Genomic DNA, 26,494 nt, shown 5'->3' on the forward strand with positions numbered 1-26,494 from the left:
CTGGACTTGTTGATACAACAGAGTTTTTCGGGTTTTGGTGTAAAGATCTTAAATCCATGATAACATGATTAAAATGAAGTTGTGGCAAAAGAATTAGTTAGACGCCCCATTCGTTAATGCCTCGTTGCTAATTAGGATTTCGGCGACATCGGCTGTCTGCCTCACGGAGTCACCGTTGATATTGTCGATTTGCACATAGGGCTCGTTGGTCAGCAAAAACATAACAGTACGGACAATATCCAAGGCTTCCAGCATCCTAGCCCACTCTTCTTCGCTGACATGGGAACCGGCATTGAATTTGTTCAAATGGAAACATTACGAGCAGAACTTATCTTATTAACTGTTAGATGTTAATACAATCATTCGTCTGTCCTTTCACGATTGAATTGATTAATAGTTTGCACCAGAACCCAAATTTCTCATATACTGGACATATTGAGGGAATGCGATTTCGGCAACTTCAATCTCCGGATGCCATTTTTTCTCCCATTCCAGAGTATAGAACCCTTCGTATCCGTTTTTCAGCAGCAGCTCGTAAATCGCTTGGAGCGGTATATTTCCTTCTCCCGTCAAGCAATATTGAAAGTCATCCGCACTTTCTCCCTTAAGCCGCGAATCTTTCACATGTGTATATTCAACCCACTGACCGATTGCAGCCCAAGTGTCCTCAGGCTTTTCCCCTAGCGTTCTGTACGGATGATGCACATCCCACAGCACCGCTACTGCCTCCTGATCCACCTGTTCCATAACGGCTTTAACATCATTGCAAGCGGTCCAGTCGTCATGCGTTTCAATTAAAAGCTTGACGCCGTGAACCTTAGCGACCTTCGCCATCTCGCTGATATGATCGACTACGGTTTGGATCGCGTTCTCCCGCTTCGTATCACCGATGCGGCCGCCGAACACGCGGATAAAGCGGGTGCCGAAAAATTCGCAAAGCTTCGAGTATTCCGTTACTTCCTGCAAGTTTTTCTCATAGTTTTCTTGAGAGAATACATGCACCGAGCTTGAAAAGCAGGACACTTGCAAACCTGCATCGGAAATTTGCTTGCGGGTCTGCTCAAGGTGTTCCGAAAACTCCGGAAGCTTGTAAATGTTCATTTCACCGGTTAGTCCGCGGAAATCAATGGCGTCAAAGCCGTATTGTACCGCTCTCTCAATAATTTGATCCAATGTCCAATCCGGGCAGCCAAGGGTCGTAAATGAAAGTTTCATATCCTTTTCTCCTTTTGTATATGAAATGATAGCGCAAGACTGTTTTAAGCTTTGGAAAAAGAAGACGACATATCTTCGGTTACCTGGACGTCGGATTTTGCTTTAACATATTTCGAGCTTTGAATTAATTCATTTAGTTTAACCTCATAGGCGTCGGCGTCAAGAGGCAGTTCTACCGTTTGTTTAGTAAAGGAGGACAGCATAATTGCATTGGCCAGTGTCACGCCGTTAATGCCTTCCGGACCTCTAGCAACAAGCTCCTGCTCGCCGGAATGGATCGCGCTAATAAATTTCTCGAAAACATACGGATGATTATGCGGAATGTTGAGCTGTACAGGAATTTCTGTGTACCAGCTTTCCAGCTTACCGAATTTCGTCTCGGATTCTTGAATAAACTTCAGCATCGAGCTGCGGTTTCTATAGAACAAAAGCTGTTCGTTCTCATACACGAGCTTGCCGTATTCGCCTACGATTTCGAAACGGTTCGTTCCCGGCGTTTCCGCTGTTGTCACGATAAAGTGTCCAACCATACCGTTTTCATGCTCAAAATAGGCCGTTACCTCGTCTTCTACCTCGATATGGTGGTATTTGCCGATATGCGCAAACCCGTGAACCGAGCTTGGCAGTCCGAACAGCCACTGATACAAGTCCAAATTGTGCGGGCATTGGTTGGTCAAGATGCCGCCGCCTTCGCCGGCCCACGTTGCACGCCAGTCTCCGCTGTCATAATACAATTGGGAACGGAACCATTTGGTATTGATCCAGGTTGTACGGATGAGCTTGCCAAGCTCTCCTCCGTCCAGAATATCTTTAATTTTCTTATGGAACGGCAAGGTTCTTTCCTGGAACATGAGACCGAATATTAAATCAGGTTGCTTCGTTTTGGCTTCCTCGTAGGCAGCAATCATTTTCTTCGCATCATTCACATGCACCGCGATAGGCTTTTCACAAAGCACGTGCAGCCCGCGCTTAAACGCTTCAATTGAAATTGGCGTATGATCATAGTGAGGAACGCCAATAATAACGGCTTCCAGTCCGGATCGATCGAACAGATCCAAGTAATTATAGTAAGCTTTTGTTTTTAATTCGGCTGCATACTGGTCCGCCTTCTCCTTAACCGTATCGCAAACACCTACAACCTCGACTTGTTCATTATTTTTTAAGATAGGCACATACGTCCCCGCTCCAATCGCACCCAAACCGATAAGACCGATTTTCACTTTCTTCTTTGCATTCAATTTCATAAATCTCCTCTCCATATGATGATAAATACATTCCTGTCAATTGCAGTATAAAACATATATAAGAAGTAAGCGCTTTAATGGGGTCTTTATCTCACCCGTAAACTCCCCTCACACTCAACACCTCCATCCTATAAAAATGATTTGGAACCAAAATGCTTCTGCAGCTGGGAGGGCGACATATTATAAATGGACTTGAAACACTTATTAAAGTAGCTCTTGTTGTCATACCCCAGATGATAAGCAATTTCTTCCACGGTTTTGTTCGTCGTTTCCAGCCATTCCTTTGCCTTCTCCACCTTCATTCGGGTCACGTACCCGATAAAGCTTTCCTGCGTTTCTTTTTTATATAATCGGCTGAAATAAGCCGGGTTCAAATGCAGCTTGTCCGAAACATCTTCCAGTGTGATCTTCTGATCGAGATGGGTAAGCACATATTTTTGCGCCTTAATAATTTCCATACGCCGCGAGCGTTTGGACATCATCGATATAGATTCAATAAGCGATTTCCAAAATTGGTTCAGCCATACCTCCAGCTCAAAAACGGATTCAACAGATAAAATAGCTTGATGCAGCCGCTCCTGAGATAAGGTATACTCAAAATATTGCGCCGATGACCTGAATTTCACATACTGATCCATCACTAATCTGAGAATGAAGCTTTTCAGCTCTTCCGGATGAAACCTGCGCTCCACAAAAAATCGAAACCATCCTGATATCGTTTCATCGATCTGCTCCGTCGTTTCATCCATTAGCAATTTTCCCAAAGCATCAGAGACCTCAGCGTAATATTGAAAAATATGTTCTTGGGCAAATGGAACCGACACCTGATTTACACGGGTAATCACACCATCGGGCAAATAAAAACGTTGATCGGACAGCTCCAGCAGGGTATTAATTTCCTTTTTTAAGCTTTTGATGCTGCTGCTGTAATGTTCACCTATCACATAAGAAACATTGATTCTAACATATTTATGAATGGCGGATTGAATTTCTCTTAAAGGCTGCATATCGAATTCCGCAGCGCTGTTCCGCTTGATTCCCGGGCCGGCAAACAACAGCAACAGCTCTTTCGTGTCTAAACGGAAATAAACGGCCTCACAAGACTGATCCAGAATTTCCTCAACGACGTTGCTTACCGCATAAGCAAGCACTTCTTCAGATTGGAACCGCTTCATTTGTTTGTCATACTGATTGATGTAGCAATTGACCGGGAGGTACGGCTTACCTGAAAAGCTCACACCGAATTTTTCAAACTTGTCGTACCACTCCTCCTCATTAAAGATAGGAGCATGTAACAGCTTGCTGATCAGCTTCTCTTTCAAAACATCCTGATTCTGCTTAACCGATTGCATAAACCCTTGGTTTTTCTTGGCCTCGATCCGCTCCTCGTCCAGTTGAACCACAAGCTTTTTCAAGATCTGGACGATCTCTTCAATTTCCATAGATTCCTTCAGCACATAATCCTGCACCTGCAGCTGAACAGCTTGGCGAGTGTAGTGAAATTCATCATGGCAGGACAAAATAACCGTACGCATTCCCGGGTGGAGCTGCTTCAAATGCTGCGCAAGCTCAATCCCGTCCATACCGGGCATGCCGATATCTGTGATCAATATATCGGGCATGTCCTGCTGCGCTTTAGCCAGTGCAGACAAACCGTCCTCCGCGTAGCCGATCAGCTTCAGGTTCAGCTCATCCCATGGCAGCTCTTGGTTTAAAAACTCAATCACAGGATAGTCGTCGTCTGCCAGCATTACCTTATACATGGTAAACCTCCCCTTTTCCTGTAAGCGGAAGTTTGATTCTAATCTCTGTGCCCTTGTGTACATCGCTATGAATATCCATTTTAAAGGAAGTGCCGTAAACCATCGTTAACCGGTCATACACATTTTTCAATCCGATGCCGTTGATTCTGCTGTTCTCCTCACGTTTTAACGATTTTTGGAGATCGGTCATTCTTTGAACCCCGATGCCGACCCCGTCATCCTTCACGGAGATGAACAAATAGTTTTCATCTTTCCAGATGGATAAGACGATATGACCGTATTTTTGATTTAATCCGTGGATAAAGGCATTTTCGATAAATGGCTGGATCGTTAGCCGGGGAATCTCCTCCAAAAGGACGTTAGAAGCAATAGATTCCTCAAACTGTATTTTCTGATTGTGCCTTACATTCATTAGCTTGACATAATGTCTGACCGTATCCGCTTCCAAATGCACCGGTACAAATTCGTTATTTCGATTGATCGTCATACGAAGCAATTTAGACAAAGAAGAAATGATATCTGCGCTTTCAATATCCCCCCTCATTCTGATCTTCATACGAATGGAATTTAAAAGATTAAAGAAAAAATGCGGATTGATTTGCGCTTGCAGCAGCTCCAGCTCCAGCTTGCGTTTACGTGTCTGTTCCTCCGTAATTTGATCAATCATCGATTCGATTCGGTCCAGCATTTGATTAAATACCCGGCCCAACCGTCCTATTTCATCCGAACCATGTATATCCGCTCTGACACTCAACGTCCCCAAGTTGACATTGGAAGCCACTTTAGCCAATACGATCAGCGGTTTCGTAATTCTGTTAATAATCCAAAATAGAAAAACAATAAAAATAAGTAAAAAGACAAACTGCGCCAAATAATCATTCGTTCGAATATTTTGAATCTTTCCGATAGCATTTTCATAAGATATTAAACTAACCAGATGCCATCCGGAAAAAAGAATGGATTCATTTAATAAAATATACTCTTGATGGTCTACCATCAAAAATTTCGGTTTCAACGGATCCGTTATCGTGTCTGCATAAGCGAATGTTGTTCCGATCTGATCGTTGTCCGTGCCTGCGAGTATCTTTCCCGCGGAATCCGTAAGCGCCATCTTTTGCGTAGGGGCATACTTGTTGAAGAAATCGTTGATCATCTGCGCTTCCACACTTAAAATAAGATACGCATAAGGCTGGGAATTTCCCGATTTCAATACTCTTGCTATCGTTATCATATACGGACTTGCTTTACTTCTGGATTGAATATAGTTCGGGTGCGAGCCGACCCAAAGAATATCGTAATCCGTCAATCGGTCCAGCTTTGGAAACCAAGGCTCAGAACGGAATTTCAAAGGATCGAATTCTGAACCGGAATAGTTGGTAAAATACGCGTTGTTGGGCAACAGGACAGACATATACACATGATCCGTCGAGAAAACGAGCGTCTCCAGTTTATTCGTCATATATTTGCCATCCAGCACTAATTGCGCCGGATCTAACGGTTGTTGTCCCAGCTTCTTCATGACTGTGGTGGTTTCGTTATCGAATTGAATATTATTGGTCATGTAGATCATGGTATTAAACAGATGCGTGACAAATAAATTCGCGACATCCAACGATTCACGCGCATTTTTGGCCGCTTGTTCGCGCAAGACATCTCTTGTGAAATAATTGGATACTTGAATGGCTATGACCGGCGGAGCGATCAGACAAATAATAATGGAGAACATAATCTTCCGCCGCAAAGACAGATTAACAAGTTTTCTAAATTTTTGTCTCAATTCTATCACTTCTTCGCCTTTAACGTAGGAACTGTAGAGAGCATTCCGCTCTCCACAGTTTGTTTGAGCTGGATAGAACCATTATAACCTATTTATACATTTATAGATTATTTATTTGTTTTAACTACGTCGGTTACGGCTTTCTCTGCATTCGTAATCGTCGTTTCCAAATCCTGTTTTCCGAGCAAGTATTTCTCGACTTCCGATGTATAACGGCTTTCTGCATCGACGATGTAAGCTGGAGGAGCGACGATTTTAACCGCCTTGGCCGAGTTCATTACATACTCCAACGACGTTCTGTCGACCATTTCCGGATTCGTGCCTGTTTTTAAAAGACCGTCGATCATTTTGTTCAAATCCGCTTTATTCCAGGATGAAATCATATTTTCCGCAGCCAGGATCCCTTTTGTCGAAAACCAGCGAGTGAACTGGTAAGCTTCTTTCGGATGTTTTGAACTTGCAGCTACACCGACATAGTCAATGGTTGCAAGCGTTTGGCCGTTCGGATCGTCCTTCGAATATTTAGGATACGGAGCAAATGCGGTAACAAATTTCGCTGGAATTGCTGCAGTACCAGCCGTTTCCGTAATCATCCAGTTACCGGTTGGAATCATGGCCGCTTTGCCGCCGAAATATTCGTTGCGGTACGTAAGCTTCTGGGAAATGACATCCGCATAGGAATGGGCCGATTTGTCCACGTTTTCCACTTGATTCGCGATTTGCAGTGATTTTCGGATGCGGTCGGTGTTGATGTTAACTTTACCGTCCGAAGAGACGATCTGGTTGTTTTCCGGATTGTTCACGTTAGCCAGGGTGATGTACTGCATCCAGTTAGGCGCGTGGAAGTACGTTCCGTACAGTTTGGACGGACCTTCGCCCTTGGTCAGCTTTTTGGAGTAGTCCATAAACTCGTCCCAAGTCCATTCTTTTGGCACCGGCAGTCCCGCTTCATCCAGCTTCTGCTTATTCAGTAAGACGAACCAGGTCAATAATCTTCCTGGAAGCGCATAATATTTGCCGTTAATTTGGGTAGTCGCTTTATACTCGCTGTCGTAAGTGACTCCATCCGCTTTCAGGTAATCGTCGAGCGGAGCCAGCATTCCCGCGTTGACGCGTTGCGAGTAGCCAGTTGAATTATTCAGCATGACAACGTCCATTTCCTGTCCCGAAGCGGCAGCCAAGTCGAGCTTTTTCATTGCTTCGTGTGCGTCGTCTTTCGTCGCAAGAATGTTCACATCGACTTTAATGTTCGGATATTCTTTGTAGAACTCCGGCAAAATTTTACTCCAGTGAGCCGTATCTTCCGATAACCAGGTGTACAGCTTTAAGTTGACCTGACCGGCGTTAGCGGCGCCCTTATTCGTTTGCTCTTCCGCGGGCTGGCCCCCGCAGCCGGCCAATAAAGAAACCATCATTGCGCTTGAAAGCAGCAAAGCACTTGTCTTCTTCATGGAAAAAAATCCCCCTTTAAATGTATTGAATATGTCTCGGATGTATTTCATTATAGTGAACTAACTATAATGGCATAAGTAAAAATTTTAACCTGTTAGCAAATATTTTTACCTGAATGCGGTTTAGCCTTTCACACCGCCTGCGGAAATACCTTCAATGACATGCTTTTGTCCAAGCACGAAGACGATCAGCAGCGGAAAAATCGCCGATACGGCTCCGGCCATAACCAAAGAATAAAACTGTCCGTTTTCATTGCCGAACGATTGTATGCCCAACTGCAAAGTAAATAACTTTTGGCTTTTGATAAAAATCAGCGGGTTTTGGTAATCGTTCCAGGTCCAGATGAATCTTAATATCGCGTAAGTCGCAACGGCCGGCTTTACCAAAGGCAGGATGATTGATAAAAAAATACGGGCATGGCCGGCTCCGTCCATTCGGGCGGACTCGATAAATTCATCGTTGACGCTTAAGAAAAACTGCCGGAGCAGAAAGGTGCCCAATACGCTGAAGCAGTTCAAAAATATTAAGCCGAGATGGGTATCATACAAGCCTAGCCAACGAAAAATAATAAATTGCGGCACAAGAATCGCTTGATGCGGGATCATATACACGACCAGCAAAATAATAAATATAACGTCTCTTCCTTTAAACTTAACTTTGGTAAAACCGTAAGCCGCCATGCAGGAAAAGAGAACGGACATAAGGGTCGTCATTACTGCAACAATGATCGAGTTGGCATAATACTGCGGAAACGGAGTTTTCTCCCATACTTGGGTATAGTTTTGAATGGCATTCCAATGCTTGGGAATCCATTCGATCGGAAAATTGAATACATCAATCTCCTGTTTAAGAGAAGCGGAAATCATCCAGAAGAACGGGAACAGAAACAGCAATCCCACGATCAGCATGAGAGCTGTGACACTTGCTTTTCGTATGCTAAGATTCATTGGGCGAACCTCCTAGTAATTGACCCATTTTTTCTGGGCGAAAAATTGAATCAACGTGATGACCAATACGCATAAGAGCAATATGACCGATATCGCCGAAGCATAGCCTGTCTTCAAATTGATAAAAGCCTGCTGGTACAAATAAAACACCATCATCGAAGAGGAATCGGAAGGTCCTCCGTTGGTCAACACGACAATGATATCAAACACCTTAAACGAACCTATAATACCGGTAACCAGAAGAAAAAATGTCGTCGGCGATAACAGAGGAAGTGTTACTTTAAAGAATTTGGTAATTGCCGCTGCTCCGTCGATATCTGCAGCTTCATACAAATCCTTCGGAATATTTTGCAAGCCTGCCAAATAAATGATCAGATTATACCCCAAGCCTGTCCAAACCGTAATTCCCATGACAGTAAGCAATGAAAACTGGGGATCGGCAAGCCATTTCGGAGGATTGGCCATGCCGAGTGTCTTAAGCGTCTCGTTGATCGGACCGTATTCCGGATGAAAGAGCACCTGGCAAACGATAGCCACTGCCACGATGCTTGAGATATAAGGCATAAAATAAACAACCTTGAACAAATCTTTCCAATATACGTTTTTGTTAATAATAATGGCAAGAAGTAACGCTATAGCCATGGTGGTCGGTACAACAAGAATAAAGATGAAGTTATTGCTCAATGATTTAAGAAATACGGGATCATGGAAAAGAACGACAAAATTTTTCATTCCGATAAATTTAATCCCTTTTACCCCTTGAACCAAGCTCCAGCTCGTAAAACTTATGATCAACGATAAGATGATAGGAATCAGCGTAAGTACTAATAATCCTATGGCTAATGGGGCAATAAACATATAACCCGTTATAGTTTCGATTACATTGTTTTTTTTCATGAGCTCAGCCTTTCCTTTCTTTTTTATTTTAATTATAAGGAACCTGCCAAGCCTCCATAAGCCATGAAAGTGACCTGTTTGAAAAAATTTATACTTTTTCGATAGACGAATATCGATATCATCTTGTTGAAGTAAGGCTTCCTTACCTGAACAATACTAGGTTAGATTATTGTAAGTTCTTACGTGAATTACATTTTATTTCTATAATGAAGTTAGATTAATCAGAGGAGGAAATGAATCGATGCAGATGCGTACTTTAGGTAAAACCGGTGAAAAAATCAGTATGCTTGGTCTAGGCGGCTTTCACTTATTGGAAATTAGTAAATCTGAAGGGAAGGCTATTATAGACCGGTATCTCGACGCGGGCGGCAATTACGTGGAGACGGCTTACAGCTACGGTAAAGGCGAATCGGAAAAGAAAATCGGACAAGTCGTAAAGGACCGCAGGAACTCCATGTTTCTTGTCAGCAAATGTCCGGCTAGAGATCGTAAAACGGCGTCCGAACTCATTGACGAATCCCTTCGAAATTTGAACACCGACCATGTGGACCTGATGCTTTTTCATGGTGTGAAATCTTTTGAGGAAGTCAACGAAATTTTTTCAGAGGAAGGAGCGGTCCGGGCCTTCGAAGAGGCAAAAGAGGCGGGGAAAATCCGTTATATCGGCATGTCGATGCACGGATGGGCCGATACGCTCATCGAGTCGATCCATCGTTATCCGATGGATGCGGTCATGCATACGTTTAATTATTTCGACCGTTTTAATTTTCCAACCAGCGAATCAGAGTTAATACCGCTTTGTCAGGAAAAAGGAATCGGTATTATCGGCATGAAGCCGGTAGCAGACGGATTGTTGTACCGTTCGCCGGAGCAGGCTTTCCGCTACGCTTTCAGTTTACCTGTGTCGACGGTCGTGGCCGGATTCAATACAATGGAAATGCTGGAAATGGATCTGAAGCTGGCTGAAGATTTTACCCCGATGACGGAAGAGGAGAAGGAAGATTTATTCCGTACGGCTCCTGAATTAGGTAATTACGTATGCAGGCTTTGCAGCAAATGTGAACCGGCACCTCATGATCTTCCGATCGAAAAGATTTTTCAGTTGGAAGGCATGTATGACCGTCAACTGCGAGACGGCAAGGTTCGCGATGCGGCTGAATTTGCTTTAAGAGACCGGTTGCGGCACTGGTTTGGGACGCAAAACGTAGCTATGGAGCGATATGCTGAGCTGAATGTGAATCCTGAACATTTTAATGATTGTAAGGAACTCGAGAAGCTGTGTCCATACCATCTGCCGATTGTCAATAAACTGGAAATCGCCCACTATAAATTAACCGGGCAGAAAGAACCATTCTAGAATAAAGAAGTAATTCATCCAACTCATTATTTTGCTAGAGAGGGGATTGTTCAATTGTATTCTTTTGAAAACAAGGTCGTTTGGGTGACAGGCAGCAGCACTGGAATTGGCAGGGCTGCTGCGCTGGCATTTGCCAATCATGGAGCCGATGTCATCATTCACTGCAATTCCAGTGTGGACGAGGCCCAAAAGCTGGAAGAGGAAATTAAAGACTGTAACAAAAAATGCTTGCTATTAAAAGGCGACGTAGCAGACCGTCTCCAAGTGGAGAGCATGGTGCGTCAGATTGAGGAATCCTTCGGAAGATTGGATATCTTGATGAATAATGCAGGCGCATTGATTAAAAGAGCACGGTTAGAGGACTTGGACGAGGAATTGTGGGATCGTGTAATGAACGTAAACTTGAAATCCGTTTATCTGGTCACGAAAGCCGCATTACCTTTATTAAAACGCGCAGAAAAAGGCCGGATTATTAATGTAACTTCCGTTGCAGCAAGAAATGGCGGCGGTTTTGGGTCCATTGCATATGCTTCTTCAAAGGGTGGAGTCAGCACAATGACCCGCGGATTGGCTAAGGACTTAATCGAGTACAACATCACAGTTAATGCTATAGCGCCTGGCGTCATTACAACTCCTTTTCATGATCGGTTCACGCCTCTCGACATCAGGACGAAAACATTGTCTTCCATCCCGATGGGCCGTGAAGGTACACCTGAAGAAACCATAGGTGCCGCATTATTTTTGGCCTCTCCGTATGCAGATTATATAACCGGTGAAATTATTGAAGTCAATGGCGGACAATTGATGGATTAAACTTACCCCCGCTAAGAAAGTAATTCTGGATTAATGGAGGAATGGAGTCAATGAATACAGATCGCAGGGAATTTGTAAAAGTCGACAAGGGCAAGATGAAAAGCTTTGTTAGCACTCTTGCACAAGAAGCCGGCATGCCTGAAGAAAAGGCGAAATTTCTAGCTGAGCTTTTAGTCAAGAATGACCTCCGGGGTGTATATAGTCATGGCTCCATACAGATAGCCGCGTATGCCCGCATTATGCGTAACGGATTGATTAATCCGGATCCGCAAATGAGCACGGCAAATGAATCCTCTGCGACGATTGTTATAGACGGAGATGGGGGACTCGGATATTTCGCCGCTTACCGAGGAGCGGAGGAAATTATTGACCGATGCCGTAACATCGGTATAGCAGCCGCTGTTACCCGCAATCACGGGCATATCGGCGCAGCGGGTATCTACTCTCGTATATTGGCCGAGAATGGCCTCATTGGTTATGTTACATCCGGACATCAGTTATCTCTTCGTCCTGAGGATTCCATCATGCGGGCAGCAGGAGGTTCTCCGATGTCATTTGCCGTACCCGGTGGAGAAAAGGTTCCAATGGTGCTTGACTTTGGCGCTATGCATGACTTGTATGAATCCTCTCCACATGTTTTGGAGCTGTTCAAATTGGCTCCTGGTCTTGTTTTTCGCAGCATGGGCCTCGGTTTTATGTGTCAAGCATTAGGTGGCTTTCTGGCGGGTGTTCCGGTAAACGAAGAGAGAGCCAAACGCCGGTATCAAGGTGCGAATCAGGGTTCTTTGATCATTGCGCTGGATCCCGGCCGCTTCATAGCCATTGGTGACTTGAAAAATGAAATGGATACTTACATGAAGTTAACAAGAGAAATGCAACCTATGCCAGGGTATGAGAAGGCGAGTTTACCCGGAGTTCTGGAATTTGAGCGCGAGGTGGACTGGGGAATCTCAGGTATTCCTGTAGACGAAAATCATATGGCTATCCTATCCGATGCGGCAGCTGAATTTGGTGTGGAGCTGCCATTTTAGACTAGATAGTCAAGCCCCCCCTGATGAATATTAACAATGAGGAGAATGGTGATGTCGATACCCTTATTGTTCGGTCCATACGGAAGCGGAGAGTTGCCCGCCAACATTAAAGATTATGGCGTCAACGCCAGATGGTTTCACGGGTTTAATGAAGCAAATTTCGCAGCCTGCGCGGAGCAGAAATTAGAAGCCTGTGTGGAATTCAAAACTTTTCGCGCCGATTTCCAAAAGTATCCCAAGCTCATTCCTATCGGGGTATACGGTAAACCGATTCGATACGGCCGGTTGGTACAGGGAGTATGTTTATCACAAAAGGACTTTTTGGCCGAAATTGAAGAGCAACTGCTAGCTGGTATGAAGCAATTTAAACCAAGAGGTATATGGCTCGATTACTTGACCTATGCAGGCTGGTTCGAAACTTCTCAGCCTGATCTGCAGGAAAGCTGCTTTTGCCGGGACTGTATCGCCGATTTCTGCAATACTGCAGCTGTTGACGCCACAGCTCCGGAAGAAATATTAGCAAGCTATTCGGAGGAATGGAAGAATTATAAGTGTCGTAAAATTGCCGATTTAGCGCTTCATTATTCGAGACTGATCAAAGCTCGCCTGCCTGATTGCATAGTCGGCGCCTATATGTGTCCATGGACACCCGATGAATTCAATGGCGCGTTGACCCGAATATTCGCCCAGAATTATCAATGGTTATCAGAAGCTATTGATGTGTTTACCCCGCTTATTTATTGTTCGAAAAGCGGACGCAGCCCGGGCTGGGGACGGGAGTGGCTCGCACAGTCGTCTGAATTTGTTCCAGCCCATCGCAAGGTTCAGCTGATTCTGGATGCATTGGATTACTCAGAGAGTCTGACGGATACTGCGGCATCGGATGTACCATCATGGGGGATTCAGCTGTATGCAGGTGCCCCGCTGTTTCATGATCAAGACAAAGCGCTCACGTTCAAGCATTCGGTTGAGACGATCCGGAATCTTAGCAGGAGTGAGGAGGTCTAATATGAATCTTTTTGAAAAATGCCGGCAGGGTCAACAATTAGCTCCAGACTTTCACTGGAATAATGAACCTGAATCTTGGGGATTTGACGATGACGGCAAGCTAACGATAATCGCTCCTCCTTTAGCGGATATCTTCTGCGATCCAAAGGGAGGAAGTTCGAGAAACTCGGCCCCTTACCTTTACACCATGCTCAACGGCGATTTTACAGTATCGACTCGAGTCGAAGCGGACATGATCGAAGATTTCGATTCCGCTTGTATCATGTTCTTGGTTGATGAAGAAAACTGGGCAAAGCTATGCTTTGAATTTCCAAATAAAATTCCGACTATGGTAAGTGTAGTGACTAGGGGTACTTCGGATGACTGCAATTCAGAGAAAGTAAGCGAGAAGAAGCCTTACCTGAGAGCTTCCAGATTCGGGAATTGTTTCGCCTTCTTTTATTCATTAGATGGAAAATCGTGGACTCTGGTGAGGTATTTCCGTATGGAAGCTCCAGCAGAAATCAAGGTTGGAGTAGCAGCACAGTCACCCATGGGCAACGGCTGCAGAACCTCCTTTGATTACTTCGAATATTCCCATGTACCGGTAACAAATTTGAGATCAGGGGAATGAATAAGATTTTGCGTGACAGCCTTTTCTCTAGGTTAAAGTTACTTATCGTATAATCGATGTCTTTGTTCTGGGCAAGATGCAAATCTATTATGGCTGAAGTGAACTCCGGCATTTGCTGTTTTCTGCCAAATAAAAAAAATCTTCTCGGTCCGTTTTAGACACGAGAAGATTCAGCATACAATCCGTCTATTTTTTGCCGAGCTAGGAGAGCTTCCCGAATAAATCTTTAAATATCTCGTCTCTATGAATATGGTTGACGTATCGAATGAAATGCCGGGATGAGTCAAAGCTCCAGCGGAAGTCCTCGGACAAGATGGGGCTGTGAACGAGAGAACTGGGCAACCAGGCGGCGTTGTTCAAAAAAGCGATCGTCGAAATATCCCAGATCACGCGGGAGTAACCGAAGTGATCGTTGTGGCAATCCTTAAAGGTCGTGTACAAATACTCGCCGATCCCCCCCTTTTCCTTCACATAATCCCGAATCTCCGACAACGTTGTCTGCAAATGGGAGGACACGCCCATGCAGGGAACCAAGATGAGCGGGACTCCGCTATCAAGTATGATTCGGGAAGCATGCAAATCCTGGGCAAGGTTAAATTCCTTCGTATTCGGCCAATGCAGCGCATGCCCTCCTAACCACAGCACAACGATCTTATCTACGATGCGCGGCTCCATGAGAAGAGCCGAAGCCACATTGGTGATTGCGCCTATGGCCACTACATACAAAGGGTCGTCTTCACCGGAAGCCATCGCTCTCTCCACCAGATTCCTCGCCGCTTCGCTTTCCACTGGAGTGTGCGCATCAATCAAATACGATTCCGAGCCTTTATAAATTGGAATATCGTCGTTTCTTCCCATAATGGACAATATTTTTTCCAGCTCCAGGTAGCTCTTCTCCATTCCATCCTTAGGACTCGACGAGAGCGAATTGAAGAAGGGGGCGGCATAGAAGCCCTCAACCTGGATTTTCGCCTTGGACTGAAGCGCATAGACTACGGCGAATTGGTCGTCAATTTCGTTATAGGTATCCGTGTCCAATACAATTCTTACTTTTCCTTCAGGCGGGTTCAAACGACGGATCAGCTGTTCCTGCGGACATTTTGGAAATGGCATACGGATCGCTCCCTTTTCATGTAATGTTATTCCTTAACGCCTGTATTCGTAACGCCTTGGATGAAGAACCGCTGCAGCGGAAGCAGCAGAAGAATCGGAATGATAAAGGCAATGACCGAAGCCGCAAACAATTCATTCCATATCGTGGCGTGCTCAGTCGAGAAATCGCTCATGGCGACTTGAATGACTTTGTACTGCTTCGACCGGGTCGCAATCAGCGGCCACATGAACGATTCCCATTGGGAGATGAACAGCATGAGGGCGGCACTTACCGTAACGGGCTTGCTTAACGGCATAATGATGGACGTATAAATTTTTACCCAGGATGCTCCGTCCATTCGTGCCGATTCGATCAAAGCATCGGGCAGATCGAGAAAAAATTGCCTGAACAGGAAAATGACCAGCCCATTGGCTACGGCAGGAACCACAATCCCATAATAAGTATCGATCCATCCAAGTTGATTCACAAGCCCGTACAAAGGAATGGCAATCACCTCGAACGGAATCATGAAGGTGATCAATACCAGACCGAACAGCACATGCTTTCCCGGGAAATGAAACTTGGCAAAAGCAAAGGCGGCCATCGAGCCGATCCACACACCGAACACAACAGTCATCAGGGCTACATAAAACGTGTTGAACAGAACGGTACCGAAATTACGCTCAGTAAAGAGGTGCTCATATGCTTCCATTGTAACGCCTGTTGGCAAAAAAGTCCTCCAGGTCACCGGCGATACGTATTTAAAGATGTCGTTCAGCGGCCTGATCGAAGAAACGATCGCAAATAACAGAGGGAACAAGATAAGAAAGGCCACAACGATCTGTAAGAAATAAACAGCCGCATTCACCCGGCGCGATGCTCTTCCCATACCTCTTATTCCCCCTATACCTTGGATCGAAGCAATCGGAACTGGACCCCTATAATGATCAAGATAAGGATCAGCAGTAAAATGACGATCGCGGAAGCGCGCCCCGGATCCGAATAGACAAACGCGTTGTTAAAGCTTTCTTCCATCAATACATTCGTACTGTTCTCCGGTCCCCCCTTGGTTAAAATGTACATGGGCGCAAACAGTAAAAAATTGGCGACGGTGTCCGCAACCGTAACGAAAGTGAGCGGGCGTTTCATCATAGGGAAGGTGACGTGTTTAAACCGGTCCCATTTCCCGGCCCCGTCGATACTCGCCGCCTCGTATAAGGATGCCGGCACTTCCTGTAAACCGGCCAGCAAAAAAACAGCCCAATAGCCTACGCCTTTCCAGGTGGCAATGAGGATAATAACCCAGATCGCCTGATCCTTGCTTGTAAGAAAGGGCTGCTGGGGAAATCCCAATGCGATTAAGATGGAATTGATAACCCCCTGCTCCGGGTTCATCATAATATTCCATAAGATACACGCAATAGGTAAAGAAACGGCAATCGGAATAAAGCAAATGCTGCGAAATGAGCGGATCCCTTTCAGCTTGGAGTTCAGCAATAATGCAAGCATAAACGCAAGTATAATTTGAATCGGATTGATGAAAAGATTAAAGAAAACGGTGACATAGACGGAATTCCAAAACACCTTATCCGAGAATAAAGCGGCGTAATTGCTGAGGCCCACGAAGGAATCCAGGCCGGCAATAAAGCCCGGTGCATAGAGGCTGTTCTTAAGTCCGAGCAAAATGGGATAAACCTTAAAGATGACCAATAGCGCGATAGCGGGGAACAAGAACAGATAGGGCACATATCTGGCTCTAATGATAGCCCTCCCCTTTCGGCGTTACTTCACTAATCTTTCGTATTTTTTCAACTGGCGATCCATCTGGGCCGCTACGTCATCCAGCGCTTTTTTCGGATCGGTGCCGTTCTTGATATCGTCGTAAGCTTTGTTATACAGGGTTTCAAATTCCAGATAGCCGGGCGTCACCGGTCTCGGAACGGCCGTGTTTTGCGCCTCGTAAGCGGCTATACGGTAAATGTTGTTTGGAAATGCGTCGTAGCTCTTGTCTTCACTAATCATTTTCAAAATATCGTTGTTGGCAGGAAGGTCATGATTTCCGTTAAACCAGATTTTGGATCCCTCCCCGAGGGTTAAGTAACGGATGAATTTAGCGGCCGCTTCTTTCTTCGTGGAAAATTTGCTGATTCCGACATGCCAGCTTCCCGTCGGCGTCGCTACCTTCTGTCCTTGGAAATAAGGATGAGGCGCGATGCCGTAGTTTAGCTTGGCCGCATTAAATTTCCCCGTATTCCAGGTTCCCCCGACGAACATGGCCACCTTGCCGCTTGCGAAGTAATCCCCCGACTCTTCGGCGGTAATTTTCGGGCTCACCTTCCAGGTATTGTACAAATCATAATAAAACTTGGCCGCATGCAAGGATTTATCCGAATTAATAAAGCCCGTTGCCGTTATGCCGTTGTCGCTTAACGATTTGGCCCCCAAGCTTTCCGCGAGGGCCAGGACCTGATAAGCGCGGCCGATTTGCTCGAAGCTGAATCCGAACACATGCTGCCCGTCGCTATCGTACGTCAGCTGCTTGGCCTTATCGACCACCTGCTCCCATGTCCATCTTTGGTTGATATCGAAAGATGGAGGCGTGATTCCCTTTTTCTCAAAAATATCTTTATTGTAATACAGCACCTGCGACGAGGTATTCATCGGTGCCGCCATCAGCTGTTTCCCGTTATAGGTCCCGGCTTTGATGGAAGATTCGATCCATTTGTTCTTCCAATCCTCTCCTTGAAGATAAGGCTCAAGAGCGTCCAGATAGCCTTTGGCAGAATAATTGGAAACGAGAGGCCCGTCGACGGTAACAATATCATACTCTTTCGATTTGGAGCCGAGCTTGACTTCAATGGTTTCGAACAGCTGCCGGAAGGGATACATCTCCAGCTTTACTTTAATGCCGGGATTTTGCTTTTCAAAGCCGGCTATGACATCCGCCAGACCTCGTTTATCCCACTCCGACAGCGTAATCATCGTAATTTCGGTTGTTCCGACTTCCGCTTTCTTAGTGGATGCCTCCGTACCCGCAGTAGAATCCTTGGAAGGGCTTGAAGCGGGTGGAGATGTGCAGCCCGAGAATGTGAGCAGCATTAGCGAAGCGACAAGAAGCGATAGCGGTTTTCTCATGTCCATACCTCCCTTTTAGCCTCATTCTTACGGCTTATCTCAATACATCAATAATCTCTTGAAAGATGGAGAGATCCTCTTTGAAATCCTCCGGCGTCGTTTTGGGCTTAAGACCGTTCGTCACCACATCATAAAAATATTCGATTTCATGGGTATAAGGATCTTTGAAGGTCGGCCGGATCACGGATTCCAGGTAAGCATCGCCTTTGGTTTCGGATACGATCAGATGGGTCGGCAGGTGGCGGATATAGGGCGTATCGTATTGAACCTTGATGGATTTGGCGGGAGAATAGACTTCGATATGAGCATCAAACCGCCTTTGATTGTCTACGCCCGTCTCGAAGGTGGTATAAAAATCATCGTACTCGAGAATAGCGCTGATATAACGCCCGCCGTTCCACTCCGCAGCCGCTTTGATGCGGTTCGGAACCCCGATGATTTCACGCATGGCGGAAATATCATGACTGCTGAGACCGCACAACAAGCGGTAAGCGGAGACAAGCTCGGGCGGCGCTTCTCCGATGGCTTCCGACACCATATTTTTTGCCCGCTTCAACCGATCTCGGATCGCTTCTTCAGGAATATCGTTGAAACGGAGAACGTTGCTGGATTGTTCGATAATGAGACGATTCTGACCGATAATATCGCGAACGCGGGCATACCGGATTTTCTCCAGGTTCTTAACCTCTTCTACGGCCCGGACATAAGCCGGGGCGAAGCGGCGCATATAGCCTACCATGACTTGAACCTTGGCTTCATCCCTGGCTTCGATGATGGCGTCCGCATCGGCTTGGTTTAACGCCATCGGCTTTTCAATAAGCACATGCTTCTTGTTTTTCAGCGCAGCTATGGCACATTCTGCATGGTATTCGTCGCTGTTGAGCACAAAGACGGCATCCAGATCCTGCTGGGCGGCAAGCTGGTGCGCATCCGTATACCGCTGATTTACGCCATAACGCTCTCCGATGGCTTCCAGCAGCTGCGGAGAGATATCGCATAGGGCCGCTATTTTATACTGCCCAGAGAGCATCTCCAGGATGGGCAAATGAATAATTTGCGCTACCTCGCCCAAGCCGACTACCCCAATGTTCAAACGTTTCATCGTTTCATCTCCTTTAATGAGTTTAACGGGCAAGCCTCAGCCTTTGACGGAACCGGCCACCGCTCCGTGAATCATATACTTTTGCACGAAGAGGAAGATCACAAAGGTCGGCAGCAGGGCCATGGTGGCGGCTGCGCTAAGGCTTCCCCAGTCCGTCGCATACTGCTGCATGAACATTTGAATCCCTACGGGGATCGTCATGAGCTCGTTCTTTCTGAGGAATACGTTGGCGATCAAATATTCATTCCAAGAGAACAGGAACGAGAAGATGGCAACGGCCGCGATGCCGGGACCCGATATAGGCAGAATGACTCGTACGAAGCTCTGGGACTTCGTGCATCCGTCGATCCATGCGGCCTCCTCCAAATCCTTGGGGATCGCATCGAAGAAGCCCTTATACATCCAGATGGCAAAGGGCAGATTCGCCGTGATGTACAGGATGCAAACCGCAAAATACGTATTGATCAGATCGAGCTTCCGGAACATGATAAACAAGGGAATCAGCACGAGAATGAGCGGGAACATCTGCAGCAGCAACAGCGATTTGGAATACAGCGTAATGAATAGGGAACGGGCTCTGGACAGCGTGTACCCGGCAAAAGCTGCAATTACAATGCTCGTTCCCGTTCCGATGACCGCAACGATGATACTATTCTTGAAATACATCCAAAACTTGGCCCGGGTATTTAAATAAATATAATTATCAAACGAGGGGTGCTTCGGCAAAATACTTTTACTCGATAAGATCTCGGATGTCGTTTTGAGTGAATTCAATATAACCATAATGATGGGCAAATTGACCAAGATCACGATGATCAGTAGGGCAGCGAACAAGATCCATTTGCGCCAGCTCTTGCGTTTCACTTTGGCCCCCTCCCTCCTTATACGTCCTGCTCTTTGTTCTGATTTTTCAAGAATAATGTGGCCAGCATCATAAGAATGATCAGCGCGATGATCGCCATGGCCGAACCGGTGCCTACGTCATTTTTCGTAAAGGTATATTTATAAGCCAAAATAATTAAATTTTCGGTGGCATTGGCAGGTCCTCCCTGGGTTAACAGCCAAATCGTATCAAAATCGTTAAACGACCAAATCGTCATCAGAATCCAGCATACGATCGATATCGACTTCAGCTGGGGAAGCGTAATATAAACGAACGATTTCCATCTTCCCGCGCCGTCAATGGCTGCCGATTCATAAAGAGCCGAATCGATGCTCTGCAGGCCCGCAAGACAGGATACCATCATGAACGGAAAGCTTCGCCAGATCTTGATCAAGCAGACCGTAAAGATGGCCCATTTCTCATTCGCCAGAAATAAGACAGGCTCCAGCCCCAGCCAGACAAGGAACGTATTGACCAGTCCCTCCTGCGCCCCCAGCATCCAACGCCAGCTGATAATGGACACGATCGAGGGTACGATCCACGGCACCAGCAGCGCCACCCGGAAGAAACCTCTCCCCGGAAAATCCTTATTCAATAACACGGCGAGCCCCAGGCCAATGACGTAGCTGCCGATAACGGAGAAGAAAGCGAAGATGGCGCTAAAGACCAAGGAATGGCCAAAATCGGGCATCCCAAAAAGTCTTACATAGTTGGCGAGCCCCACGAAGGATCCTTGCTTCACCAGCGATCCGTCGCTCAAGCTGTAGAACAAGCCGGATAAAAAGGGGTAAAAATTGATCAGTACAATGAGGAGCAGAGACGGAAGCAAATAATAGATCGGCAGCAGGTCAACCTTCCGCTTCGTTTTGGAATTTTCCATTTTGCAACAGTTTCCCCCTTTAGGGAGCAGAAGAGCGGCAAACAGCGGACCGCCCTTCTCCTTGATGAAAAATCATTTTTCCTTCATGATGGACTTCATCGTTTTATCCGCTTTATCCATAATCGACTTGGGATTCTTACCCAGCATAATTTCCTGGGTCATGGTCTGCATGACGCCTTCGCCTTCGATTTCATTGAGCTCCGGGAAGACGGCCGGATATGGATAAGCCGTTGTCTTGCCGATCGGAATCCATTTCTCCAGAATTTCTTTTCGTTCCGGGTCGTTCGTAAAGTAAGGGTCTTCTGTAAACGTTTTCCTTACCGGCAGCTGAGTGACATGTCCTTTCAGCCACAGCGGTTTGTTATTATCGGACCACCATTTCAGGAACTCCTTCGCTTCCTTCGGATGCTTGGATTGCTTATACAGCATGATGTTATTGACCCAGAAAATCGTTCCTTTGTCGCCGTGCGGTCCCGTGAGCGGATCCATAAGGCCGATTTTGTCCTTGAGTTCAGGCAATTGAGCGGGGAAGCCCGGATTCTTAATAATGATGGCGGCATCGCCCTGCCCGAAGGACTTGGTTGCATCGTCGCCGGTAAATCCGGAGCCAGCCGGATTGATCGAACCGTCTTTGACCATGTCGGATAAGAACTGGATCGCTTCGGTGTTGCGTGCATTGGTAAAATCGATTTTCTTATCTTTGGTAAAAAGCCCGCCATTGTTGTTAAACATGAAAGAGAATACATAATGGGTCCCGCCGGTATCTCCCGGCATTACCATGCCGTATTTTCCGCCGCCGCTCAGTTTTTTGGCGACCGTCCGCAGTTCATCCCAGGTCTTCGGCGGCGTAACGCCCGCTTTCTCGAACAAATCCTTCCGGTAGTAAGGTACGCGGATATCGATGGCCCAAGGCAGAGATACGTAATGACCGTCATATTTCATCAGATCTGCCGTATTCGGTAAAAAATCATCAAGCTTTCCGTTCTTCTTCAGATCGTCGATCACATCGTCAATCGGTAAAATCGCTCCCATTTGCGAAAATTGAAAAGCTTGGTATCCGGCACCGGTGCTGATATCGGGAGCCGTCCCCGCGGCGATCGCGGAAGTAAACGTTTGATACCAGTTGTTCCAGGGGGTGGATTGGTAATTTACTTTGATGTTCGGATGCTCCTTATTGAATTGGTCAACCAGCGCTTTGGCCGTATCGATGTATTCCGGGGGCCCCCATACCATATCCCAGAACTGCAGCTGGGCGGCAGCCTCATTGCCCGCGGGTGGATTGGATTTCGCGGCGGGCTGACCCGGATCGGCCTTCGGCGATGGCTGCCCTGAGTCCGAGCATCCCACAGCGGAAAGAACAAGAGCGGTCGTGAGGAGGACTAACTTCGTTGTCTTCATCCCTGCTCAACTCCTTTTAAATTCTTGTTAACCCTCTTAACTAAGTACAAAGAGTAAAAACGTTTTTATCCGTATTTGAAAAATTGATAGTCATCCCTCCACAGGTTAATTTTTAACTTCTTTCTTTAGACCCGCTCCACAGCTGTCCCGAACAATGAGCTGCATCCGGTAAATGATTTTTTTGGGAACGGTTTGATTCAGGTTTTTGCTGGAGGAATCCATAATCAATTCCACTAGGCTCCTTCCGATTTCTTGAATCGGCTGCCGGACCGTAGTCAGCGCCGGTTTAAGCAAACGGGCCGAATGCACATCATCATATCCGACTACGGCGATTTCCCCGGGAACGGATTTGCCGTGCTCCTCCAGCGCTTTGATGGTGCCAAAGGCGAGCACGTCATTGCCGCAGAATATGGCCGTGAAAGGCTCACCCGACAGCAGCAGCTGATGAGCCGCCTCGTATCCGGCTTCGAACGTGGGAAGACCCGGTATCCTTTGAATCAAAGCCTCATTGACCACCAGATTATTCATCATAAAGGCATTGCGGTAACCCAGCTCCCGCTTCGTTGAGACGGAACGGCCGCCAATATAAGCGATATGCCGATGTCCCAGCCCAATCAAGTGTTCCGTTGCATCCGAGGCTCCCTGAATATGATCGCCGAATACGCAATTGGCTTGCGAAATGCTGGGGTTCAGGGTAACCATCGGGATATCGTATTTCTTGGCCAGCTGAATTATGCCACTCATTTCTTCGGCAGATTCCATAACGGAAGAGCTGTAAATAATGCCGTCTACCCTCTTCTCGACAAAAGATTTAACGAAAGCAGTCTCCTTCTCCACTTGATGATCGGTTGAGCCAATGATTAAGGTATACCCTTGTTCCCAAAGCTCCTTCTGAATGACATCCAGCAGCAGCATCCAGTATTCGTTTTTTAATTCAGGAACCAGCATCCCGACGGTTTTGGTTGTTTTATTAATCATGGTCCGAGCGTTCTGATCCGGTTGAAAATTTAAGCTTTCAATGGCGTGAAGGATTTTCTCGCGGGTGGATGGCTTTACTTTGTTCTTTCCATTCAGCACTCTGGACACGGTCGCGATCGATACGTTAGCTGCTTGCGCCACTTCCTTAATCGTAATCTTCATGCGATTTCTACCTCATTTTTTTGAACTTTTGGTGTAAGCGTTTTTACTCCTACTTACTCATATTTGGTAACCACGTAAATTATTCCGGGCATTAAGGATTGTGGCAGGCAAAAAAATTTACCCCCTCTAACCCCGCTATGCACCGTTTCACTGAGCAAGTTTTTAAAATTAATTTTAAAAAAGTAAAAAACACCTGTCATCAACGACAGGTGTTTCAAAACAATTATCTATTTATTTCGTCAACAATCAGGTAACTCTACTCTTATTTTGACTCTGTTTCACATTTCTGTACCATCTGTACTACTCCCCAAACCCTCACTACTACTACAATCTCAGCGCTCTGTACCATTCCTCACCAACAATGCCTCCAATTCTACGTGAACGGTATGCGGGTATCGTTCGTCTATGGTTCATGCGTGACCTAAATCCGTTAGTTCCGGCTGGGGTAACCATGTCAAGATCGGAGCCTTGTGCCTTTCCCAAATCACCTGTTGAGGGACAGCAGAGCTCCGATCGCACCGCTGTATTCTCCGTTCGTCAGAACGGTGGGCACAGCCCCTCTAAGAATCGTATAGCCGGTTACCGTCTCACGAAGGACGTCATTATCTACAAAAGACGAGCCGATATAGACGATAGCGGAGGTGCCGTGCTGTGCTGCGGCCAGAATGCTAACGGTCGTTACCGTCTCGCCGACAACACCGATGACCGATGCCAGCAAATCCTGGTCCGACCACTTCTGACCGGGATGATTGGCCTTTCCGAAGTTGCTGGCCGTCAGATCGCCGGGTATCGGAGGCGTGGTTCCTTCATAGATATCGCTTACTTTCAAGTCGACAGCCTTGCGGCTTCCTTGACGCGACAGGCTGATGATTTCTTTATAATCGCTCATTCCGGTCATAATACAGGAAAGTCCCATCAGCGTCCCCCCGCCTACACCGATGCCGCCGACACGGAGATGACGGTTATTCTCCACGTAATGTACGGAGGTGCCGGTTCCGACATTGGTTAGTATGAAGGAATCCGCCGGCAAGCTTTGGCTGCGAAGCAAATATTGCGCCCCGCTGCAGGTGGCCTCAAATTCGATCATTTGCTCCGAATCAATCTGCATCAGGGCCTGGAATAAACTTGCTTTCCCTCCTGTTACACAGATCTCGGCACCTGGGAACTGACGGCGGATCCATTCCGTCGCGGCCGGAAGATCGGTACTTGGAAATTTCTGAAACTTCAGCTCCTCATTCTCCCAGAAAGCAATTTTGATAAGCGTACCTCCAGCGTCTACGCCGACCGTTTTACTGTTTTGCAATACGAACCACCCATTCTTATCGTTATTTAACTCCGCCTCGCATCCCCAAAAAAATCCCCATGACCCATGGGGATTCGTTATGCTGAAAACTATTCTACTACACTATGACCGTAATAAGGTAGATCTTGATTGGATCTAATCCAAAAAAAGCTGCAACATAATCCAAACCTGCTGCGTCAGGAGGACGTACATTAAATTAACTCGCAGAAAGGAATTACACTATTGAAACCTTCCATGAAAAAAAGCTTATCTATTCTGACGCTCGCCGGCCTGATGACCGCAGGAACCGCCTATGCTTCTCCGAGCGGCATGCCTCAGAACAGCCCGCTTCCGGTCGGCATCTCCGCATCGGCTCGTCAGACCCTTACCATTACCGTGAACGGCAAATCCATTACGGAGGCCGGCTTCACGTCAGCTGATACCAAGGAGCTTATGCTGCCGCTCCGCGCAGTTACCGAGGAACTTGGGTTTACTCTGACCTGGAATCAGGAGAACCTTTCAGTGGACCTGAGCAAGAACAACCTGTTCACGACCGTCAAAACCGGTGAGGACCGTTATGTTATCAATAAAATGTACACGACGCTCGGTACCGCGCCTGTATTGGTGGATAACAAAATGTATGTTCCCGCTTCGTTTGTAAGCAAAATACTGCATGGGACCGTCTCGGCTCAAGGAAATTCGGTGGCTGTATCCCGGGAAGAACAGCAAAAGAAAGTCCAGACCAGCGGTGTCATCACTGCGGTTTATCAGTCCAATAACCGTTCTTATGTACATATTCAAGGGGTCGGCACGGACGGGCTAGTGCTTAATGTCAATCCGGAAACCGCTTATCAAATGCTGGACGGCACGGCGATCAGTCTCTCCGATCTTCATGTCGGCTTGACGGTGTCCGCCGAGCATTCGATGGCTGCGACCCTCAGCCTGCCGCCTCAAACGTCGACTACCAAAATCACGGTACTGGATCCGAAGATCCAGGCTGATCTTTTGGGAACGGCCGGCGTAATCGAGGATATCCGGACGACGGATGACGGCAAGGTGAGCCTGCGCATCAACGGCACCGATTTAACCGGCCAACAACCGAGTGAAGTTGATCTTCAATTAACAGATGAAACAGCCCTGATTCAAAAGGATGGCAGCGAGATCTCGAAGAGCGAGCTGGTTAAAGGAGCCAAAGTCATCGGTTTTTACGGACCGGCGATGACCAGGAGCCTCCCTCCGATCGGCAAAGCTTGGAAAGTCGTTGTTGAATCCAAATCAGAATAACACAGCCGGAGCTGTTCAAAAAAATATAGTGATAGACTGACCTGGCCAGGATAAACGGCTACGCCGTCCTTGTCTTACAAGGACCAGCGCGTTTACCAAGGTTGATGCGAAGCTATAAGTTACGAAAACTTATAAATTCCGCCCTGAAAATAAAAATCGTAACTTGCTGCACGCCAAAGC

General features: G+C 46.5%; 24 protein-coding genes. 6 read left to right on the plus strand and 18 right to left on the minus strand.

Annotation, left to right across the window (positions count from 1 at the left end):
• Window positions 1-93: 93 nt before the first annotated feature.
• The 8 genes from O9H85_RS24290 to O9H85_RS24325 all read right to left on the minus strand — a co-directional run bounded on the left by O9H85_RS24290 (window position 94) and on the right by O9H85_RS24325 (window position 9,295).
• Window positions 94-255, minus strand: coding sequence for a hypothetical protein (locus tag O9H85_RS24290; protein ID WP_269883988.1), 162 nt, complete (start codon window positions 253-255; stop codon window positions 94-96).
• Between the two features lie 135 nt (window positions 256-390).
• Window positions 391-1,215 (minus strand): sugar phosphate isomerase/epimerase family protein, encoded by an 825-nt coding sequence (locus O9H85_RS24295; RefSeq protein ID WP_269883989.1) that lies wholly within the window; start codon window positions 1,213-1,215, stop codon window positions 391-393.
• Between the two features lie 44 nt (window positions 1,216-1,259).
• Window positions 1,260-2,459: a Gfo/Idh/MocA family protein gene (locus O9H85_RS24300; protein ID WP_269883990.1), complete on the minus strand. Its 1,200-nt coding sequence runs from the start codon at window positions 2,457-2,459 to the stop codon at window positions 1,260-1,262.
• Window positions 2,460-2,587: 128 nt separating this feature from the next.
• Window positions 2,588-4,222: a response regulator transcription factor gene (locus tag O9H85_RS24305; RefSeq protein WP_269883991.1), complete on the minus strand. Its 1,635-nt coding sequence runs from the start codon at window positions 4,220-4,222 to the stop codon at window positions 2,588-2,590.
• On the minus strand, window positions 4,215-5,948 hold the full coding sequence (locus tag O9H85_RS24310) for a sensor histidine kinase (RefSeq protein WP_269883992.1): 1,734 nt from the start codon (window positions 5,946-5,948) through the stop codon (window positions 4,215-4,217). The genes O9H85_RS24305 and O9H85_RS24310 overlap by 8 nt, the downstream gene beginning before the upstream one ends.
• Window positions 5,949-6,106: 158 nt before the next feature.
• The gene (locus O9H85_RS24315; RefSeq protein WP_269883993.1) at window positions 6,107-7,450 is read right to left on the minus strand and encodes an ABC transporter substrate-binding protein; all 1,344 of its coding nucleotides are present in this window, start codon (window positions 7,448-7,450) and stop codon (window positions 6,107-6,109) included.
• Between the two features lie 123 nt (window positions 7,451-7,573).
• On the minus strand, window positions 7,574-8,398 hold the full coding sequence (locus O9H85_RS24320; RefSeq protein ID WP_269883994.1) for a carbohydrate ABC transporter permease: 825 nt from the start codon (window positions 8,396-8,398) through the stop codon (window positions 7,574-7,576).
• 12 nt (window positions 8,399-8,410) lie between these two features.
• Window positions 8,411-9,295, minus strand: coding sequence for a carbohydrate ABC transporter permease (locus O9H85_RS24325; protein ID WP_269883995.1), 885 nt, complete (start codon window positions 9,293-9,295; stop codon window positions 8,411-8,413).
• 241 nt (window positions 9,296-9,536) lie between these two features.
• Here O9H85_RS24325 and O9H85_RS24330 point away from each other — a divergent pair, with 241 nt between their 5' ends.
• Genes O9H85_RS24330 through O9H85_RS24350 form a run of 5 tightly spaced genes read left to right on the plus strand, consistent with a single transcriptional unit; the run spans window position 9,537 to window position 14,117 of the window.
• Window positions 9,537-10,652, plus strand: coding sequence for an aldo/keto reductase (locus O9H85_RS24330; protein WP_269883996.1), 1,116 nt, complete (start codon window positions 9,537-9,539; stop codon window positions 10,650-10,652).
• A 54-nt stretch (window positions 10,653-10,706) separates the two neighbouring features.
• Window positions 10,707-11,465: an SDR family NAD(P)-dependent oxidoreductase gene (locus O9H85_RS24335; protein WP_269883997.1), complete on the plus strand. Its 759-nt coding sequence runs from the start codon at window positions 10,707-10,709 to the stop codon at window positions 11,463-11,465.
• Between the two features lie 50 nt (window positions 11,466-11,515).
• Window positions 11,516-12,496 (plus strand): Ldh family oxidoreductase, encoded by a 981-nt coding sequence (locus O9H85_RS24340; protein WP_269883998.1) that lies wholly within the window; start codon window positions 11,516-11,518, stop codon window positions 12,494-12,496.
• A gap of 51 nt (window positions 12,497-12,547) precedes the next feature.
• Window positions 12,548-13,504, plus strand: a complete 957-nt coding sequence (locus tag O9H85_RS24345) for a hypothetical protein (RefSeq protein WP_269883999.1) — start codon at window positions 12,548-12,550, stop codon at window positions 13,502-13,504.
• A 1-nt stretch (window position 13,505) separates the two neighbouring features.
• Window positions 13,506-14,117: a DUF1349 domain-containing protein gene (locus tag O9H85_RS24350; protein ID WP_269884000.1), complete on the plus strand. Its 612-nt coding sequence runs from the start codon at window positions 13,506-13,508 to the stop codon at window positions 14,115-14,117.
• A 201-nt stretch (window positions 14,118-14,318) separates the two neighbouring features.
• Here the strand turns inward: O9H85_RS24350 and O9H85_RS24355 are convergent, their stop codons facing one another.
• The 10 genes from O9H85_RS24355 to coaW form a co-directional block, all read right to left on the minus strand.
• Complete coding sequence (locus O9H85_RS24355) at window positions 14,319-15,230, minus strand: nucleoside hydrolase (RefSeq protein WP_269884001.1); 912 nt, start codon at window positions 15,228-15,230, stop codon at window positions 14,319-14,321.
• Between the two features lie 26 nt (window positions 15,231-15,256).
• On the minus strand, window positions 15,257-16,099 hold the full coding sequence (locus tag O9H85_RS24360; protein ID WP_269884002.1) for a carbohydrate ABC transporter permease: 843 nt from the start codon (window positions 16,097-16,099) through the stop codon (window positions 15,257-15,259).
• A gap of 14 nt (window positions 16,100-16,113) precedes the next feature.
• Window positions 16,114-16,956, minus strand: coding sequence for a carbohydrate ABC transporter permease (locus O9H85_RS24365; protein WP_269884003.1), 843 nt, complete (start codon window positions 16,954-16,956; stop codon window positions 16,114-16,116).
• Between the two features lie 36 nt (window positions 16,957-16,992).
• Entirely contained in the window at window positions 16,993-18,345 is a 1,353-nt protein-coding gene (locus tag O9H85_RS24370; protein WP_269884004.1) for an ABC transporter substrate-binding protein, read from the minus strand.
• Between the two features lie 34 nt (window positions 18,346-18,379).
• Window positions 18,380-19,447 (minus strand): Gfo/Idh/MocA family protein, encoded by a 1,068-nt coding sequence (locus O9H85_RS24375; protein ID WP_269884005.1) that lies wholly within the window; start codon window positions 19,445-19,447, stop codon window positions 18,380-18,382.
• 36 nt (window positions 19,448-19,483) lie between these two features.
• Window positions 19,484-20,311: a carbohydrate ABC transporter permease gene (locus O9H85_RS24380; RefSeq protein WP_269884006.1), complete on the minus strand. Its 828-nt coding sequence runs from the start codon at window positions 20,309-20,311 to the stop codon at window positions 19,484-19,486.
• Between the two features lie 17 nt (window positions 20,312-20,328).
• Window positions 20,329-21,210 (minus strand): carbohydrate ABC transporter permease, encoded by an 882-nt coding sequence (locus tag O9H85_RS24385; RefSeq protein ID WP_269884007.1) that lies wholly within the window; start codon window positions 21,208-21,210, stop codon window positions 20,329-20,331.
• 72 nt (window positions 21,211-21,282) lie between these two features.
• Window positions 21,283-22,608 carry an ABC transporter substrate-binding protein gene (locus tag O9H85_RS24390; protein WP_269884008.1) on the minus strand — a complete coding sequence of 442 codons (1,326 nt, stop codon included), beginning with the start codon at window positions 22,606-22,608 and terminating at the stop codon, window positions 21,283-21,285.
• A gap of 105 nt (window positions 22,609-22,713) precedes the next feature.
• On the minus strand, window positions 22,714-23,748 hold the full coding sequence (locus O9H85_RS24395) for a LacI family DNA-binding transcriptional regulator (protein WP_269884009.1): 1,035 nt from the start codon (window positions 23,746-23,748) through the stop codon (window positions 22,714-22,716).
• Window positions 23,749-24,232: 484 nt separating this feature from the next.
• Window positions 24,233-25,051: a type II pantothenate kinase gene (gene coaW, locus O9H85_RS24400; protein ID WP_269884010.1), complete on the minus strand. Its 819-nt coding sequence runs from the start codon at window positions 25,049-25,051 to the stop codon at window positions 24,233-24,235.
• A 222-nt stretch (window positions 25,052-25,273) separates the two neighbouring features.
• On the opposite strand from coaW, the gene O9H85_RS24405 reads away from it, so the two are divergent.
• A complete protein-coding gene (locus O9H85_RS24405; protein ID WP_269884011.1) occupies window positions 25,274-26,314 on the plus strand; it encodes a copper amine oxidase N-terminal domain-containing protein in 1,041 nt (346 codons plus the stop codon).
• Window positions 26,315-26,494 lie beyond the last annotated feature (180 nt).

This window comes from Paenibacillus gyeongsangnamensis (genome assembly GCF_027533625.1).
GTDB classification, from domain to species: domain Bacteria; phylum Bacillota; class Bacilli; order Paenibacillales; family NBRC-103111; genus Paenibacillus_G; species Paenibacillus_G gyeongsangnamensis.